The organism is Mycobacterium colombiense (assembly GCF_001672755.1).
GTDB classification, from domain to species: domain Bacteria; phylum Actinomycetota; class Actinomycetes; order Mycobacteriales; family Mycobacteriaceae; genus Mycobacterium; species Mycobacterium colombiense_C.
On sequence record NZ_LZKI01000062.1, the window covers coordinates 1 to 17,485 of the forward strand.

At 69.6% G+C, this 17,485-nt stretch carries 14 protein-coding genes; 6 read left to right on the forward strand and 8 right to left on the reverse strand.

Annotated elements, in window-relative coordinates; translation table 11 throughout:
- The 5 genes from A5708_RS07840 to A5708_RS07860 form a co-directional block, all read right to left on the reverse strand.
- The coding region (locus A5708_RS07840; RefSeq protein ID WP_065028075.1) for a cytochrome c biogenesis CcdA family protein at positions 1-775 on the reverse strand (775 nt) is incomplete at its 3' end.
- A gap of 16 nt (positions 776-791) precedes the next feature.
- Entirely contained in the window at positions 792-1,406 is a 615-nt protein-coding gene (locus A5708_RS07845) for a TlpA disulfide reductase family protein (protein WP_065028076.1), read from the reverse strand.
- Between the two features lie 20 nt (positions 1,407-1,426).
- Positions 1,427-2,035, reverse strand: a complete 609-nt coding sequence (locus tag A5708_RS07850) for a histidine phosphatase family protein (RefSeq protein WP_065028077.1) — start codon at positions 2,033-2,035, stop codon at positions 1,427-1,429.
- On the reverse strand, positions 2,035-3,384 hold the full coding sequence (gene hemL, locus A5708_RS07855; protein WP_065028078.1) for a glutamate-1-semialdehyde 2,1-aminomutase: 1,350 nt from the start codon (positions 3,382-3,384) through the stop codon (positions 2,035-2,037). The genes A5708_RS07850 and hemL overlap by 1 nt, the downstream gene beginning before the upstream one ends.
- Before the next feature lie 90 nt (positions 3,385-3,474).
- Positions 3,475-3,819 carry a hypothetical protein gene (locus tag A5708_RS07860; RefSeq protein WP_065028079.1) on the reverse strand — a complete coding sequence of 115 codons (345 nt, stop codon included), beginning with the start codon at positions 3,817-3,819 and terminating at the stop codon, positions 3,475-3,477.
- Between the two features lie 85 nt (positions 3,820-3,904).
- Here A5708_RS07860 and A5708_RS07865 point away from each other — a divergent pair, with 85 nt between their 5' ends.
- The 4 genes from A5708_RS07865 (at position 3,905) to car (ending at position 10,040) form a co-directional block, all read left to right on the forward strand.
- Positions 3,905-4,300: a nitroreductase family deazaflavin-dependent oxidoreductase gene (locus A5708_RS07865; protein ID WP_065028080.1), complete on the forward strand. Its 396-nt coding sequence runs from the start codon at positions 3,905-3,907 to the stop codon at positions 4,298-4,300.
- A gap of 10 nt (positions 4,301-4,310) precedes the next feature.
- On the forward strand, positions 4,311-5,498 hold the full coding sequence (locus A5708_RS07870; RefSeq protein ID WP_065028081.1) for an enolase C-terminal domain-like protein: 1,188 nt from the start codon (positions 4,311-4,313) through the stop codon (positions 5,496-5,498).
- Positions 5,495-6,412, forward strand: a complete 918-nt coding sequence (locus tag A5708_RS07875) for a ketopantoate reductase family protein (RefSeq protein ID WP_065028082.1) — start codon at positions 5,495-5,497, stop codon at positions 6,410-6,412. Before A5708_RS07870 ends, A5708_RS07875 begins: the two co-directional genes overlap by 4 nt.
- Positions 6,413-6,473: 61 nt before the next feature.
- Complete coding sequence (gene car, locus A5708_RS07880; RefSeq protein ID WP_065028083.1) at positions 6,474-10,040, forward strand: carboxylic acid reductase; 3,567 nt, start codon at positions 6,474-6,476, stop codon at positions 10,038-10,040.
- A gap of 12 nt (positions 10,041-10,052) precedes the next feature.
- Here car and A5708_RS07885 read toward each other — a convergent pair whose 3' ends face one another.
- From A5708_RS07885 to A5708_RS07895, 3 genes are read right to left on the reverse strand one after another with little or no spacing between them, the layout of a single operon-like run.
- Entirely contained in the window at positions 10,053-11,411 is a 1,359-nt protein-coding gene (locus A5708_RS07885; RefSeq protein WP_065028084.1) for an amino acid permease, read from the reverse strand.
- A 56-nt stretch (positions 11,412-11,467) separates the two neighbouring features.
- A complete protein-coding gene (locus A5708_RS07890) occupies positions 11,468-12,820 on the reverse strand; it encodes an MFS transporter (RefSeq protein ID WP_065028085.1) in 1,353 nt (450 codons plus the stop codon).
- Between the two features lie 5 nt (positions 12,821-12,825).
- Positions 12,826-13,971, reverse strand: a complete 1,146-nt coding sequence (locus A5708_RS07895; RefSeq protein WP_065028126.1) for an LLM class flavin-dependent oxidoreductase — start codon at positions 13,969-13,971, stop codon at positions 12,826-12,828.
- 444 nt (positions 13,972-14,415) lie between these two features.
- On the opposite strand from A5708_RS07895, the gene A5708_RS07900 reads away from it, so the two are divergent.
- Complete coding sequence (locus A5708_RS07900; protein ID WP_269199380.1) at positions 14,416-15,279, forward strand: alpha/beta hydrolase; 864 nt, start codon at positions 14,416-14,418, stop codon at positions 15,277-15,279.
- A gap of 9 nt (positions 15,280-15,288) precedes the next feature.
- Entirely contained in the window at positions 15,289-17,454 is a 2,166-nt protein-coding gene (locus A5708_RS07905; RefSeq protein WP_065028087.1) for an acyltransferase family protein, read from the forward strand.
- Positions 17,455-17,485 lie beyond the last annotated feature (31 nt).

Below are 17,485 nucleotides of genomic sequence, written 5' to 3' on the forward strand. Positions count from 1 at the left end.
TCGGCAACCTCACGTCGGACACGAACGCGTCGCGCAGCCAGGAGATGAAGTCGTTCCACACCCCGGTGACCAGCAGCGCCCCGACGGTGATCAGCAGGACGCCGCCGAAGATCTGGATGGCCCGGGTGTGCCGGCGCAGCCAGCCCAGGCCCCCCACCGCGCCCGCCGAGCCGAACGCCAGCAGCACGAACGGGATGCCCAGGCCCAGGCAATAGGCGATCACCAGCACGATTCCGCGCGCCACGCTGGCGCCGTCGGTGGCCGAGGCGACGGTGATCACGCCGGCCAGCGTCGGCCCCAGGCACGGCGTCCAGCCCAGCGCGAACACCGCGCCCAGCACCGGCGCGCCGGCGACCGTGCTCAGCTGCCGCGGACTGAATCGGGCCTGCCGTTGCAGCGCCGGGATCAGGCCGACGAACACCAGCCCCATCACGATGGTCAGCACTCCCCCGGCCCGCTGCAGCAGCAGTTGGTTGGTGATCAGCGTGGTCGTCATGCCGAGGACGGCGACGGTGCCGAGCACGAACACGGTGGTGAACCCCGCGACGAACAGCGCCGCGGAACCCGCGACGCGCCAGCGGGCGCCCGGCGGGGCCTTCGTCGCGCCTTCCGGCGGCTGTTCGTCCACGCCGACGACGGCGGCCAGGTAAGACAGGTAGCCGGGCACCAACGGCACCACGCACGGCGAGGCGAACGACACCATCCCCGCCAGCAGGCAGGCGCCGAGCGCCACCAGAAGTGGTCCGGCGGCGGCGATCTGGGTGAATCCGGTCATCGCGGTTCCGAGCCCGTCACGGCGCCGCCCTGCCGACCGGGGTCGGCGAGGCCTCGCCGGCCAGCCGCTGCACCACCGGCTTGAGGTCGGTCGCCAGCAATTCGCGCAAAAAGACCGCGGCGACCCGATGCTGGCGGTCCAGGACGAGGGTGGACGGGATCACGGTGGTGGGGTATTTGCCGCCGAACGCGATCAGCGTGCGCATCGCCGGGTCGTAGATGGACGGGAACGTCACCTGGCGGTCGTTGACGAAGTCCAGCGCGGCCTGCCGGTTGTTGTCCCGGACGTCGATGCCCAGAAAGGACACCCCGGCGCCGCGGGTGGCGTCGTACACCTGCTGCAGCTGGGTGACCTCGGCCCGGCACGGCCCGCACCACTGCCCCCAGATGTTGATGACGACGACCCGGCCGGCGAAGATCGGGTCGTCCATCGACAGCGTGTGCGCGGGGTCGGCCAGGTCGGGTCCGGCCAGCGGGCCGGGGCGGCCACGGCTGGACGGCGGGTCGTAGTAGATGTCGGTCTTGCCGCCGGGCGAGACGAATTCGAAGGTGCCGCCCTGGGCGACGGCGTCGTGCCCGGAGGAGCAGCCAAGCAGGCCGGGGAGCAGCGCCATCAGCACGGCCCCGGCCATCGCCTTTCGTCCCCAGCCGATCAACGCGCCGCCGGTTCGCTGTACTCGACGCCGGCCAGCCGGTCGCCGTCGTAGACCAGGGTCGTCACCGACGCCAGCCCGCACTCCCGCCGCCGCGGGTCATGCCACAGTCGCCGGCCGGTCACCTGCAGCCGCAGCGTCCACACCGGGAGTTGGTGGCTGACGCACACCACCTCGTGGCCGGCGCCGCGGGCGCGGGCCTTGGCCACGGCCGTCTGCATCCGGGCCGCGATCTCGGCGTACGGCTCACCCCAGGACGGCCGGAAGGGGTTGCGCAGTTGCCACCACACCCGCGGGTCGCGCCAGGCGCCGTCGCCCGGGCTGACCCGTTTGCCCTCGAAGAAGTTGGCCGATTCGATCAGCTCCGGGTCGGTGTCCACGGCCAGGCCGTGCTTGGCGGCGATGGGCGCGGCGGTCTCCTGGGCCCGCTGCAGTGGCGAGGCGATCACCGCGACGATGTCGCGGTCGGCCAGCGCGTCGGCCACCGCGGCCGCCTGGGCGCGGCCGTTGTCGGAGAGGTGAAAGCCGGGCAGCCGCCCGTAGAGGATGCCGCTCGGGTTGTAGACCTCTCCGTGCCGCACGACGTGCACCCGGGTGTGCTCGGCCATCAGGACTTCCCCTCCCCGGCCTGCGCGGCGGCCCTGGCCGCCGCGGGCAGGGCGCCGGCGATCCGGTCGAACGCGCTGTCGTCGAGCGCGGTGGAGACGAACCACGCCTCGAAGGCGCTGCACGGCGGGTAGACGCCCGCGTCCAGCAGTGCATGAAAGAACGGCGGATACCGCCACGTCTGGGTGGCCCGCGCGGACGCGAAGTCCGTCACCGGCGTGTCGGAGAAGAACACGCTCAGCATGTTGCCGGCCCGCGGAATCTGGTGCGCCACACCGGCATTCGTGAGCGCCTCGGAGAACAGCCCGGCCAGGCGATCGGCATTGGCATCCAACGTGGCATAGGCGGCGGCGTCGGCGTTACGCAACGTGGCCAGCCCGGCCGCCATCGCCACCGGGTTACCCGACAGCGTGCCGGCCTGATACACCGGACCCAGCGGCGCCAGCCGCTCCATCACCTCGGCCCGCCCGCCGAACGCGGCCGCCGGCAGGCCCCCGCTCATCACCTTGCCGAAGGTGAACAGGTCGGCCTCAACGGGATCGATTCCGTACCAACCACTTCGGCTGACCCGAAAGCCGGTCATCACTTCGTCGATGATCAGCAGCGCGCCGTGCTCGGCGGTGATCGCGCGCAGCGCCGCGTTGTAGCCGGGCGCGGGTGGAACCACGCCCATGTTGCCCGGGCTGGCCTCGGTGATCACCGCCGCGATCTGGTCGCCGAACCGGGCGAAGCTCTGTGTTACGGCGTCGATGTCGTTGTAGGGCAACACGATCGTGTCGGCCGCCGTCGCGCCGGTGACTCCCGGCGAGGACGGCAGGCCCAGCGTCGCCACCCCGGAGCCCGCGTCGGCGAGCAACGCGTCGACATGGCCGTGGTAGCAGCCGGAGAACTTGATGACCTTCGTGCGGCCGGTGAAGCCGCGGGCCAGCCGCACCGCGCTCATGGTCGCCTCCGTGCCGGAGTTGACCAGCCGGATCCGCTCGACCGGCGCCACCCGCCCGATCATCTCGGCGGCCAGCTCGCTCTCGGCCGGCGTGGGCGCCCCGAACGACAGGCCCGAGGCGGCGGCCTTGGCGACGGCCTCAACGACGGCCGGGTGCGCGTGACCCAGGATCATCGGCCCCCACGAGCAGACCAGGTCCACGTACCGGTTGCCGTCGGCATCGGTCAGCCGGCACCCGCGCGCCTCGGTGATGAACGGCGGCGTCCCGCCCACCGCACTGAACGCGCGGACCGGCGAGTTCACCCCACCGGGGATGACGGCGCAGGCATCCTCGAACAAGCGGGCCGACGCCGCCGTGGCCCGCGGGGCCCCGGTGGCGTGCGCGGTCGCCTGATCACTGCTTCCCATGACGACTAGTGTCCCAGCCCGCGCGGGCCATTCCACTACAGGGTGTAGCAGGACGTGCTAAAAGGGGGCGGCGCGCTCCCGGCGTCCGGGTTAATCGGCGTCCTGCCGGCGGGCCTCCTGGGCCGCGACGAAGTTGCGGCGGGCGGCTTCGCGTTCCTTTTCCGCCGCCCGTCGGTGTGCGGCGACGTCACCGAGGCCCTCGGCGACCGCGCGTTCATGGACTTCGGCGGCACGCTCGTGGGCGACGCCGGCTTGATAGTGGCGATCCACCTCGCGGCGGTGCGCCGCCTCGTCGCGCTCGCGGGAAGTCTCGGCACGCTCCGCGGCGCGCTTCACGTCCGCGGGGGTGATGGCCTTGCCGGACGCGAGTTCCTCTTCCCGGCGCAACAACTCCTGCGCGCGCCGGGCCGCGTCTTCGCCCGGGGATTCGGCCATGACAAGACATTAGTCGCTTCCGCCGGAAAAGATCGCGAGAAAGATCGGGTTGTCCTCACCCGGCGCATGCGAGTTGGATAGCGGTATGCAACTCCCACAAGGACTTGCCCGCTTCAACCGTCACGTCACCAACCCGATTCAGCGGATGTGGGCCGGTTGGCTCCCGCCGTTCGGGATCGTCGAGCATGTCGGGCGCCGCTCGGGCAAGCCGTACCGCACACCAGTCAACGTGTTCAGCACCGATGTCGACGGCAAACCCGGGGTGGCCATAGTGCTGACCTACGGGCCCGACCGGGACTGGCTGAAGAACTTGAAGGCCGCGGGAGGCGGGCGGCTGCGCAGCAAGGGCAAGGAATTCGGCATCGCCGATCCGCGCGTGGTCACCAGGGACGAGGCCGCGGCGCACGTAACCCGCAGGGTGCGACCGGTTTTCGGGAGGCTGCCCTTCGAGCAAGCGGTATTGCTCACGAAGACCTCCTGACCACGCGGTGATGCGGATCACGGCGATCGTCGAGCGGGCGGTCGGCCTGGCCGGCGGCCGACGCGGCGGGCCGGCCAATGCGGTAGTCAGTTTCGCGCACCACACGGTCTCTCTGGTCGCGGTGATCACCGACGTGATCCGGCATGGACAGCCCGTGGTGGGCGTGGCTTTCGATTCGATCGGCCGGTTCGCCCAGAGCGGGATCCTGCGCGACCGGATGATCCCGCGCGTGCTGGCCGCGTCCCCCGACGCCCTGCTGGATGCGTCCGGATACGTCGATCCCGCCGCCGTTTTGGCGTGCGCGCTCACCGATGAGAAGCCCGGCGGACACGGCGACCGGGCGGCGGCCGCGGCCGCGCTCGAACTGGCCTGCTGGGACCTGAACGCCAAACTGCGCGACGAGCCGGCCTGCGCGACCATCGCCCGACATGCCGGACGAGAGCCCGCGGCGTCGGTGCCGGTGTACGCCGCCGGCGGCTACTATCACGCCGACGGCGGCATCGATTCGCTGCGCGCGGAAATGCGCGGATACCTCGACGCCGGTTATGACGCGGTCAAGATGAAGATCGGCGGTGCCGCGCTGAGCGAGGACCTCGCGCGGATCGAGGCCGTCGTCGACATCGTCGGCGACGCGAAACGGGTCGCGGTCGACGCGAACGGCCGGTTCGACCGGGCCGAGGCCACCCGCTGGGCGGGCGCGCTCGCCCCTTACGGCCTGCGCTGGTACGAAGAGCCGGGTGATCCGCTGGATTACGCGCTGAACCGGGCGGTGACGGAGTGCTATGAGGGAGCGGTGGCCACCGGGGAGAACCTCTTCTCGGTACCGGATGCGACCAATCTGCTGCGGTACGGCGGCATGCGCCCCAATCATGATGTGTTTCAAATGGATCCGGGCCTGAGCTACGGGTTGACCGAATACATCCGGATGCTCGACGTCGCGGCGTGTCACGGCTTCGATCGCCGCTTCGCCTTCCCGCACGGCGGTCATCTGATCAACCTGCATGTCGCGGCCGGGCTGGGTCTGGGCGGCTGCGAGGCTTACCCCGGTGTGTTCGCCCCGTTCGGCGGCTACCCCGATGCCTGTGCGCTCTCGGCGGGCCGGCTCTCGCCGACCGACGCCGCGGGTTTCGGGCTCGAGCAGAAGGCCGGCCTGGCCGAACTGATCGCGGAGCTGACCGACGGGAGAGCGCAGGGATGAAGATCGCGGTAATCGGCTGCGGTGCAATGGGTTCCATCTATGCCGCCAGGCTGGCCGCCGCGGGTAACGACGTGCTGGCCGTCGATCGCTACCAGCCCGGCATCGATCAGATCGCCCGACACGGGCTGCGGGTCACCGGTCCGGGCTACGACCGGGTGGTGCCCGTGCGGGCGAGCACCACCGCGCCGGACGAGGCGATGGATCTGATCGTGCTCGCCGTGAAGGCGGCCGACGTGACAACCGGTGCGCGACAGGTGATTCCGATGCTCGATGCCGCCACCCCGGTGCTGACCATACAGAACGGCCTGGGATCGGCGGAAACCGTCGCGGGCATCGTCGGCGAGGAGCGGGTCGCGGTCGGAATCGCCAGCGGATTCGGCGCGGCGACCGTGGCCCCCGGGCATGTCCGCCACAACGCCATGAAAGCGATGCGGTTCGGCGCCTACTCGTCGCTGCCGCTCGCCACGGTCGAGTCGATCGCGCGGGTGTGGAGCGACGCCGGATTCGATGCGGCCGCGGTCACCGACATCGCCGCCATGCAATGGGAGAAGCTGATCTGCAACGCCGCCTACAGCGCGCCGTGCGCGCTGACCGGCATGACCGTCGGCCAGGTGATGGACGACCCGGACATGGCACCGGTCAGCCAGGCGGCCGCGACGGAGGCGTGGACGGTCGCGCGGGCGTCGGGCATCGCGGTCGTCGTCACCGATGCGGTCGAACACGTGCGCGCTTTCGGCGCGCAGATGCCCGATGCCAAACCGTCGGCGCTGCTGGATCACGAGGCGCACCGGGTCAGCGAGATCGACGTCATCAACGGCGCGGTCCCGCGCCAGGGCAGCCGGGTCGGTGTCGCGGCGCCGGTGAACGCGACCCTGACCGCGCTGATCAAAGCGATCGAAAGCCGATGGGCCTGACTGGGCGCAACCAGGACGGGTATACGGCACCGGCATACGCCGCGACGAGAGGAAGCCGCCGATGACTGAGACCGCCACCGACTCGGACCGCGAGCAGCGAATAGCCGAGCGCGTCGAGCAGCTGTATGCCAACGATCCGCAGTTTCGGGCCGCCGCGTCGTTGCCGGACGTGACCGACGCCGCGCATCGCCCGGGTCTGCGGCTGGCCGAGGTCGTCGACACCTATCTGAGCGGCTATGCCGACCGCCCCGCGCTGGGGCAGCGCGCCTGCGAGGTGGTGCGCGATGCGTCGACCGGCCGGGCGGCGACCACACTGCTGTCCGGGTTCGAAACCATCACCTACCGCGAGCTGGGCGAGCGGGTCGCGGCGCTGGCCGCCGCGTGGCAGTCCGGTCTGCCCGGAGGCTTCAGCCCGGGCGACTTCGTCGGCGTCCTGGGCTTCACCAGCATCGACTACGTCGTGCACTACCTGGCCTGCATCCGGCTGGGTGCGGTGTTCGTGCCGCTGCAGACCAGTTCCACGGCGGCCCAGCTCGGCCCGATCGTCGCCGAGACGGCGCCGCGCGTTCTCGCCGTGAGCGTCGAGTCACTGCGCACCGCAGTCGATGTCGTCGCCGGCGCGCCCTCGGTCGAGCGCCTGGTGGTATTCGACTACACCAGCGACGACGACGAACAGCGGGGCCGCTACGACGCCGCCCGCGCGCGGTTGCGCGACGCCGGGCATCGCGCCGAGGTGGTGTCGCTGTCCACCGAGCTCGAGTCGGGCCGCCGGCTCCCACCGACTCCCGCGTTCGTTCCGGAGGATGGTGAAAACCCCTTGACAACACTGATTTACACGTCGGGGAGCACCGGCGCTCCGAAGGGGGCCATGTACACCGCGGACATGATGACCCGGATCTGGCAGCGACCGCACAGTCCCTCGGTGGACATCGGCAGGCCGATCCCGGCGATCCACCTGCAGTACATGCCGCTGTCGCACGTGTACGGCCTGGAGTGGCTGATCGCCACGCTGTCCTCCGGGGGCATCGGCTACTTCGCCGCCAAGAGCGACATGTCCACCCTGTTCGACGACATCGGCCTGGTCCGGCCCACGGCCCTGAACCTCGTTCCCCGGGTGTGCGACATGTTCTTTCGGCGCTACCGTAAGGAGCTCGACGAGCGCTCGGGCGATGAGCTCTCCGGTGAGCAGCTCGACGAAGCCGTGAAAGCCGAACTGCGGCAGGATTTCATCGGCGGACGGGTGATATCGGCGATGTGCGGCAGCGCCCCGCTGTCCAAGCAGATGCACGCCTTCATGGAGTCGCTGCTCGACATCCCGGTGGCCGACGGTTACGGGGCCACCGAGACCGGGGGCGGCATCATGCGCAGCGGGTGGATCAGGCGCCCACCGGTCATGGACTACAAGCTGGTCGACGTCCCCGAGCTGGGCTACCTCACCACCGACAAGCCCTACCCGCGCGGCGAGCTACACCTCAAGGCCAGCAACGTGATTCCCGGCTATTTCAAGCACCCCGAGCTGTCGGCGAAGATCTTCGACGACGAGGGGTTCTACAAGACCGGCGACATCATGGCCGAGCTGGAACCCGACCACCTGGTGTATCTGGACCGCAGCAACAACGTGATCAAACTCTCGCAGGGTGAATTCGTCGCGGTGGCCCAGCTGGAGGCGACCTTCTCGACCAGCCCCTACATCCGGCAGATCTTCCTCTATGGCAGCAGCGAGCAGCCGTTCCTGCTCGCGGTGATCGTGCCGAACAGCGACGCGGTGGGCGACGGGGATGCGCGCGCCCTGATCGCCGACTCACTGCAGCGGATCGCCGCCGACAACCACCTTCATCCGTACGAGATCCCGCGCGACTTCCTGCTGGAGTCACAACGTTTCACGCGGGACAACGGGCTGCTGTCCGGGGTCGGCAAGCTGCTGCGCCCGGCCCTCAAGGCCCACTACGGCGACCGCCTCGACGCCATGTACGACGACATCGAGGCCAGCCACGGCAACCAACTCGACGAGCTGCGCGCCGCCAGCACCGAGCTGCCCACCATCGACACGGTCCGGCGGGCGGCCGCGGCCACCCTGGGCCTCCCGGCGGACACCGCGCTACGCGCCGACGCGAAATTCATTGAGCTCGGCGGTGATTCACTGTCCGCGTTCTCCTTCGCCACACTGCTGTCGGAGATCTTTCACATCGACGTGCCGGTCCAAACCATTGTCAGCCCGACCGCGGACCTGACAACCATCGCGAATTTCGTTGACGGCGAACGCACCTCGGTGTCGACGCGGCCGACATTCGCGTCGGTGCACGGCCGCGGCGCCCCGGTGGCCCGCGCCGCCGACCTGACGCTGGACAGCTTCATTGATGCCGAGACGCTGGCCGCCGCGCCCCGGCTGCCCGCTGCGACCGGCACGATCAGCACCGTGCTGCTGACCGGGGCCAACGGCTATCTCGGGCGCTTCCTGTGCCTGGACTGGCTGGAACGCCTGGCCCCGGACGGCGGCACGGTGATCTGCCTGGCCCGCGGCGCCGACCCGACCGCCGGGCGTCAGCGCATCGAGGCCGCGATCGACAGCGGTGACGCCGAACTGTCCGAGCGCTTCCGGCGATTGGCCGACAAGAATCTGCGGGTGCTCGTCGGCGACGTGGGAGCGCCCAATCTCGGCCTGGACACCCCCACCTACCAGCGCCTCGCCGAATCGGTCGACCTCGTCGTGCATTCGGCCGCCCTGGTCAACCACGTGCTGCCCTACAGCCAGCTGTTCGGGCCCAACGTGGTGGGCACAGCCGAGATCATCAAACTCGCAATCACCAAGCGGCTCAAGCCGATCAACTACATCTCCACCGTCGCGGTGACCGCGCTGCCGGACGGCAGCTTCATCGGCGAGGACGTCGACGTCCGGTCGGCCAGCCCCTCGCGGCCCCTCGACGAGTCGTACGCCAGCGGCTATGCGACGAGTAAATGGGCGGGCGAGGTGCTGCTGCGACAGGCCCACGACCTGTGCGGGGTGCCGGTGGCGGTGTTCCGGTCCGACATGATCCTGGCGCACAGCGACTTCGCCGGCCAGCTCAACGTGCCCGACATGTTCACCCGCCTGATCCTGAGCCTGGTGGCCACCGGGATCGCACCGCGCTCGTTCTACCAACTCGATGCGTCCGGCAACCCGCAGCGCGCCCATTATGACGGGCTGCCAGCCGATTTCACCGCCGAGGCCATCACCACCCTCGGGGCCCGCGCCCGGGAGGGCTACCACACCTACAACGTGCTCAACACCCACGACGACGGCGTCTCCCTGGACACCTTCGTCGACTGGCTCATCGCCGACGGGCACAAAATCGAGCGCATCGACGACTACCGGCAGTGGCTGACCAGATTCACCGAGGCGATGAAGGCGCTGCCGGAGAAGCAGCGCAAGAGCTCCCTGCTGCCGCTGATGAACGCGTATGCGAAGCCCGGTGAGCCGACGCACGGTACCGGGATGCCCGCCGAAAAGTTCCGTGCCGCGGTGCAATCCGCGGGCATCGGCAGCGACAAGGACGTTCCGCACGTGACCGAGGCCCTGATCGACAAATACATCACCGATCTGCAGCTGCTCGGCCTGCTGAGGACGCGCACCGGCGCGCACGCGGGATAAGCCGGAAGAGACCTAGTCTCCGGAGACCGCGCCGACACGGCCGCGCGAGCGCGCGAGGAAGTACAGCCCGAGCACCACCGCCCAGGACAGCAGGCTGAGCCAGAGCTGGCTGCGCGCCGTGTGGTCGAACGCCATTTGCACCAGCACGGCGGTGATTCCGGTCAGCGTGAGAATCGACAGCACCGGGTAGAACCACATCTTGACCGTCAGCTCTTCCGCGGGGGTGCGGCGGCGCAGGATGATCTGCGACACGGCGATCAGCCAATAGACGAACAGGATGATGGCGCCGGACGAGTTCAGCAGGAAGAGGAACACCGTGTTGGGCGCGACCCGCGCCATGATGACACATCCGAACCCGACCGCCGACGAACACAAGATCGCGAGGTGGGGAACGCCGCGCCCGCTCAGTTTGACCAACCGCGTCGGCGCCTCGCCGCGGTCGGCGAGCACGAACAGCATGCGTGACGCGGTGTAGAGGCCGGAGTTGAGGCAGGACAGCACCGCGGTCAGGACGACGGCGTTCATCACCTGATCCGCACCGGAAAGCCCCATGTGTTTGAGTGCGGCCACGTACGGCGAGGCGCCCAGTTCGACGGAGTCCCAAGGCAACAGCACCACGAGCAGGAAGACCGAACCGACGAAGAAGATCCCGATGCGGGCCACGACCGATCGGGTCGCCTTCTGGACCGCGAGCTCGGGGTCGCGGCTTTCGGCGGCGGCGACGGTGACGATCTCGGCGCCCACCATGGAAAAGATCACCACCACGATGGCGGCGAACACCGCGCCGACCCCGTGCGGAAAGAATCCGCCGTGCGCCTCCAAGTTGGCCAGACCGCCGTGATGGCCCGGCACCAATCCCGCGACGTACACCGTCCCCACCACCAGAAAGATCACGATGGTCGCGACTTTGATTCCGGCGAACCAGAATTCGAATTCGCCGAAGGACGACACCGAGAACAGGTTGGTCGCGGTCATCAACAACATCAGGCACAGCGACAGCAGCCACAGTGGCGCATGGAACCAGTAGTTGAGCACCTTGCCGCCGGCGACCGCCTCGAAGCCCACCACGATCACCCAGAAGTACCAATACAGCCAGGCGACCGAGAATCCCGCCCAGCCGCCCAGGGCCTTGGCCGCGTAGTCGGCGAACGATCCGGTCGACGGGTTGGCGGCCGCCATCTCACCCAGCATCCGCATCACCAGGACGATGAGCAGGCCGCACAGCGCATAGGTGAGGAACGCGGCCGGGCCGGTGTCCTTGATCACCACGCCGGACCCGACGAACAGGCCGGCGCCGATCACGCCACCGAGGGCGATCATGCTGAGCTGCCGCTGCGACAGTCCTTGGCGCAGTTGCGGATTGCTAGCCATTCCGGATCACGCTTGTTACCACAGCACATCGGTGACCCAGATGCCAGCGGCGTCGCCTAAAGGTACAGGTCGCGATCGCGGATCAGCGCCGTGGCGATCACGCTGATCACCGCCGTGGCGACCAGATATCCACACGCCAGCCAGGGCGCACCGCCGAGCGCCGCGATCAGCGCGGTCAGGATCATCGGGGTCACCCCGGAGGCGTAGATGCCCGAGACCTGGTAGACGAACGACAATCCCGTGTAGCGCGTGTTCGTGGGATACAGCGCGGAGTACAACGTGCCCTGTGCGCCGTAGAACAGCGCGTGCACCGCGCCGAACACGACGATCATGGCCAGCCCGAACCACGCCAGGTCCTTGGTGCCGAACAGGGCGAACGCCGGAAAAGCCGCCAGGCCGTAGCAGGCGATGCCGGCCAGATACACCCGGCGCGCACCGAAGCGCTCGGTCAGTCGGCCCGACACCGGCAGCAGCACCGCCATCACCAGCGCGGCGATGGTCACCACCACCAGCACCGACACCCGATTCAGTCCGAGGGCGCCGGTGGCGTAACTGATGGCGAAAACACCCCAGGTGTTGAACGCCGAGCCCTCCGCCCACCGCGACAGCAGGCCCAGCACGGTGTTGCGCCGCGACCGCGGCTCGCGGACGATGTCGCGGATCGGCACGGTGGACGCGGCCTGCAGGTCCTGCAGTTCGCGGAACGCCGGTGTCTCGTCGACCCGCAGCCGGACCACGATGCCGATCACGACCAACAGCAGGCTCAGCAGGAAGCCGATGCGCCAGCCGTAGGAGAGGAACCGCGCCGGCCCCAAAACGACTTGCAGGACAGCGAATATGCCGGTGCCCAGGGCGAGGCCCAGCGCCAAACCGATTTGCGGGATCGCCCCGAAGCGCCCGCGCCGGTCGCCGGGGCTGTGTTCGACGGCCAGCAGCACCGCCCCGCCCCACTCGCCGCCGAGCGCGAAACCCTGCAGCACCCGCAAAACCAGCAGCAGCACCGGCGCCCACGCGCCGATCTGCGCGGCCGTCGGCAACACCCCGATCAGCGCCGTCGCGCCGCCCATGATGAGCATGGTCAGCGCCAGGCTGCGCTTGCGGCCGATCCGGTCGCCGATGTGGCCGAACACCAGGCCGCCGATGGGACGCATGACGAACCCGACGGCGAAGGTCGCGAACGCCAACAGTGTTCCCACCAAAGAACTCTCGTTGGGGAAGAACACCTTGTTGAACACCAGGCCGGCCGCGGTGGCGTACAGGAAGAAGTCGTACCACTCGACAGTGGTGCCCAGCAGGCTCGCCGCGACGACGATGCGCAACCGCCGGCGCTGCTGCTCGGAGGATTCGTCGACCGCATCGGGCACCGCAACCCCGGCGCCGGGCGCGGGGGCGGGCAAGGTTGCTGCCACGGCCGTCAGTGCGCCGAGGCGACCGCGAACGGCGTCGCCGCTGCGGGATGGGACTGGCGGTTGGGGTGCCGCCACAAGCCCATCCGTTCGAGCAGCGGCAGGACGCCCTCACCGAACCAATAGGCCTCTTCCAGATGCGGATATCCCGACAGGATGAAGTGGCTGATGCCCAATTTGGCGTATTCGGCCAGCCGCTCGGCGACCTCGGCGTGCGAGCCGACGAGGGCGGTGCCCGCTCCCCCGCGAACCAGGCCCACCCCGGCCCACAGGTTGGGCGCGACCAGCAGTTTGCTGCTGTTGCCGCCGTGCAGGTCCAGCATGCGGCGCTGGCCTTCGGATTCGCTGCGCGCCAGGCTGGCCTGCACCCGCTCGACGTCCGCCGGGTCGATCGCGGCCAGCAACCGCTCGGCCTCGGCCCACGCCTCGGCGGCCGTGTCGCGGCTGATCACGTGAATTCGCAAGCCGTACTGCAGGATCCGGCCTGCATCGACGGCCAGACCGCGGACCCAGTCGAGCTTCTTGGCGACCGCGGTCAGCGGCTCGCCCCAAGTGAGATACACGTCGGAGTGCTGCGCCGCCACCGGTCCGGCCGCTGCCGAGGACCCGCCGAAGAACACCGCCGGGATCGGGTCTGGCGGGTTGTTCAGCTGGGCGCCCTCGACCTGAATGTGTTCGCCCGCAAAGCTAACCGGCTCCCTGGAGGTCCACAGCCGGCGCACCACGTGCAAGAACTCGGCGGTGCGGGCGTAGCGCGCCTCCTTGTCCAGGAAGTCCCCGTAGGCCCGTTGCTCGTGTGGTTCGCCGCCGGTGACCACATTGAGCAGCAGCCGCCCCTCCGAGTGCCGCTGGAACGTGCCGGACATCTGCGCGGCCAGCGTCGGACTCAGCATCCCGGGACGGAACGCAACCAAGAACTTCAGCGTCTCGGTCGATTCGACCAGCATCGCCGTCGTCAACCACGCGTCCTCACACCACAATCCGGTGGGCGTGAGGACCGCTTCGAAACCGTTGTCCTCGGCGGCCGTGCAGATCTGGTGCAGATATTTCAGCGTGGCCGGCCGGTCGCCGGACATCGCCGTGCCGTGTCCGCCCGCGACCAGATTCCGCGAATCGCCGTAGGTCGGCAGAAACCAATGAAACGCGAGACTCAATTCACAATCCTCTTTCGTTCCGCTTTCGCCCCTGCGCACGCCGGACTCCATCCTTCTGAAGTCCGCGCCGGCGAGGGAGGGTTGAAACCTGCGAGATTGCATCCCCGGCCGGACACCGCCTTCTGCGCGGCAGCCGCCGGTCGCGCGCGCCGGGCCGCGACGGCGAGGCGCCGGGCGGGCGGCCGGCGTCACCGCGTCTCCCGCTGTCCCAGAAGGCAATACGATCGCAATGTTTCGCGCGGGGGTAACCGGCGGATTCGGCGCTACGATGATCACGATCTCGTGCGATGCCGCAACTCGGCGCCTACATGGGCGCCGGGCGACGGGTCGGACTGCCGCAAAGATCACCGCTTCGGCACCGGAAGATCACGTCGGATCACACAATGCTTCCAATACGGCGTGGCTCGGCGGGTAATCCCCGCTCAGCGCGGCATTATTGCGATCATGCCTGACCTCACACGCCGAGCGGTGCTCCGGATGGGCGCCGGTGCCAGCCTCGGAGCCGCCGGCGTGCTCTCGTTCAGCAGCCTGCTGGCTCCTGCCGCCTCGCGCGCCGCGACGCTGCCGCAGGCGCCCGCGCCGTTCGAGCCGCCGACGGCGGGCAAGGCGCTGCCGACCCGGCTCACCGGGTCGTTCGTGTCGGCGGCCCGCGGCGGGATCAAGACCAACTACGTGATCGCCATGCCGCCGGGCCAGACCGGTTCGCTGCGCCCGGTGATCGCACTGCACGGCGTGGACGGCGACGCCAACCAGATGCTCGATATGGGCGTCCCGGACGGGCTGGCCCAACTGGCCAAGGAGGGCAAGCCGCCGTTCGCGGTGGTCGGCGTCGACGGCGGCAACACCTACTGGCACAAGAGGACTTCCGGCGAGGACTCCGGTGCGATGGTGCTCGACGAGCTGCTGCCGATGCTGTCCACCATGGGCTTCGACACCTCCCGGGTCGGTTTCATGGGGTGGTCGATGGGCGGATACGGGGCTCTTCGCCTGGGCGCCAAGCTGGGGCCGGCGCGGACCGCAGGCATCTGCGCGATCAGCCCGGCGTTGTACACCTCCTATCCGCTGAGCGCGCCCGGGGCGTTCGACAGCAACGACGACTTCGTGCAGAACAGCGTGCTGGGCCTACCGGCGCTGAATGCGATTCCGCTGCGCGTGGACTGCGGCAACTTCGACCGCTTCTATTTCGCCACAAAGCAATTCGTCTACCAGTTGAAGACCCAACCGGCGGGCAGCTTCTCCCTCGGCGGACACGACATCGCCTACTGGCGCAGTCAACTGCCCGGTGAACTGGCCTGGATGGCGACCTAGCAGACGCAGATGACACTTCGGGAGGAATCAGTCGCCGGCAGCCCACACCCACCTGCGCGGCGGACTTCCCGAAGCGGATTCCGGCCCGACATCGAGGGGCTGCGCGCCGTCGCGGTGATCGCCGTCGTGCTCTACCACGCGGGCATCCCGGGAATCACCGGCGGCTACATCGGCGTGGACGTCTTCTTCGTCATCTCCGGCTTCCTCATCACCGGGCTGCTCTTTCGCGAGGCGAGCACCACGAATACCGTTCGGCTGGGCCGGTTTTACGGTGCGCGCGCCCGGCGGCTGCTGCCGGCCGCGGCCATCGTCGGCACCGTCACCGCGATCGGCGCGGCCGCGGTGCTACCCCCGCTGCAGGCGCGCAGCGTGTTTCTCGACGGCATCGCCAGCGCGCTGTACGTCGGCAACTACCGCTTCGCGCAGCGGGGCACCGACTACCTGGCCTCCGACGCCCCGTCGCCGTTCCAGCACTACTGGTCGCTGGGCGTGGAAGAACAGTTCTACCTGGTGTGGCCGATGCTGATCATCGCCGTCGCCTGGTCGGTCCGGCGCATCCCCCTGCTTCGCGGGGTTGCGATGCGCGCGACCCCGTATGCGGTGGTACTCGCGGTGGTCGCCGCGGCGTCGTTGACGGCGGGCGCGCTGTGGACCCGCACATCACCGTCGTGGGCGTTCTTCTCGCTGCCCACCCGCGCCTGGGAACTGGCCGCCGGTGGCCTGGTGGCCTTGACGCTGCAGCAGTGGCGCCGGCTGTCGCTGCGGACCGCGTCGATCGCCGGCTGGGGCGGTCTGGCGTTGATCCTGCTGACCTGCACCCAACTCGACTCCCACACCCCGTATCCCGGCACCGAGGCGCTGCTGCCGGTGCTGGGCACCGCGCTGATCATCGGCGGCGGCGCCGGCACCGGCGGGCTCGGGCCCGGTCGCCTGCTGTGCCGGCCGGCGATGCGCGCCATCGGCCGGATCTCGTACTCGTGGTACCTGTGGCACTGGCCGGTGCTGCTGCTGATGCCCGCGCTGCTGGGCGAGCCCGCGGGGATGCCGGCCGGGCTCAGCGCCACGGCCGTCTCCGCCGGGCTCGCCGTCATCACCCTGCACCTGGTGGAGAACCCAGGCCGCTTCGCCGCGGCGCTGCGCCGGTCGGCGAAAGTCAGCCTGGCCGTGGCGGGGGGCGCCAGTGCCGCCACCGCGTGCGCATGCCTGCTGCTGCTCAACGTGATCCCGGCCCCGGTCGGCCACGGGGTGGCCGCCCCGCGGGCCAACATCATTGCGACGCCCCCGGCCAACGTCCCCGCCGTCAGCCCCGAGGAGGCGGCGGTGCGTCAGGCGTTCGACCAGGCGCGCGTTGCGCTCGCGGCGGCCGTCGGCCTGCGAGCCGTCCCGTCGAACCTGGACCCGCCGCTGGCCAAGGCGCCCGCCGATAAGGCCGCCGTGTTCGTCAACGGCTGCGTGCGTTCCTGGCGCGACGTCGGACAAAGCGAGTGCGCGACGGGCGACACCGCCTCGCCGACCACCGTCGCCCTGATCGGCGACTCGCACGCCGCCATGTGGAATCCGGCCTTCGAGCAGCTCGCCGAGCAGCGGCACTGGCGGCTGGAGACGCTGGCCAAAGTGACCTGCCCGCTGCAGGACCTGCACATCACCAGCCCGTATCTGGGCCGCGAATACACCGAGTGCGAACAGTGGCGCACCCAGATCATGGGCCGGATGAACGCCGAACATCCGCGGCTGATCGTGCTGGACATGAGCCGGCGCTACGGCGGGGACTTCGGCTTCACCTCCTACGACCCGGCGTGGATCGACTCCCTGGGACGCACCGTGGCGCAGCTGCGCGACACCGGCGCGAGGGTCCTGGTGCTGGGGCCCGCCCCGGACCCGCACTCGGCCGCGCCGGCATGCCTGTCCGCCCACCTCGACGACGTGAACGCTTGTACGCCAACCAAACCCGCGGCGGTGGACGGCGACGGGATCGTCGCCGAGCAGGCGGTGACGGCCCGCAGCGGCGGCCACTACGCCGATTTGACCGATATGTTCTGCACCCCTGACCGCTGCCCCGTCATCGTCGGCAACACCTTGGTGTTCCGCGACGACAACCATGTGACAACCGAATACGCGCGGTTGGTGGCACCGCTGATGGGTGCGCTCGCGGACCGCGCCCTGGCGAACGGGTGAGCGGGAATGAACTTCTCATGCCTGACCAACG

Bases quoted from the DNA above. Each gene is read 5' to 3' on its own strand.
- A5708_RS07875 (WP_065028082.1), top strand. From the start codon at position 5,495: ATGAAGATCGCGGTAATCGGCTGCGGTGCAATGGGTTCCATCTATGCC.
- A5708_RS07860 (WP_065028079.1), bottom strand. From the start codon at position 3,819: ATGGCCGAATCCCCGGGCGAAGACGCGGCCCGGCGCGCGCAGGAGTTG.
- car (WP_065028083.1), top strand. From the start codon at position 6,474: ATGACTGAGACCGCCACCGACTCGGACCGCGAGCAGCGAATAGCCGAG.
- A5708_RS07865 (WP_065028080.1), top strand. From the start codon at position 3,905: ATGCAACTCCCACAAGGACTTGCCCGCTTCAACCGTCACGTCACCAAC.
- A5708_RS07885 (WP_065028084.1), bottom strand. From the start codon at position 11,411: ATGGCTAGCAATCCGCAACTGCGCCAAGGACTGTCGCAGCGGCAGCTC.
- A5708_RS07850 (WP_065028077.1), bottom strand. From the start codon at position 2,035: ATGGCCGAGCACACCCGGGTGCACGTCGTGCGGCACGGAGAGGTCTAC.
- A5708_RS07845 (WP_065028076.1), bottom strand. From the start codon at position 1,406: ATGGCCGGGGCCGTGCTGATGGCGCTGCTCCCCGGCCTGCTTGGCTGC.
- A5708_RS07870 (WP_065028081.1), top strand. From the start codon at position 4,311: ATGCGGATCACGGCGATCGTCGAGCGGGCGGTCGGCCTGGCCGGCGGC.
- A5708_RS07900 (WP_269199380.1), top strand. From the start codon at position 14,416: ATGCCTGACCTCACACGCCGAGCGGTGCTCCGGATGGGCGCCGGTGCC.
- A5708_RS07905 (WP_065028087.1), top strand. From the start codon at position 15,289: ATGACACTTCGGGAGGAATCAGTCGCCGGCAGCCCACACCCACCTGCG.
- hemL (WP_065028078.1), bottom strand. From the start codon at position 3,384: ATGGGAAGCAGTGATCAGGCGACCGCGCACGCCACCGGGGCCCCGCGG.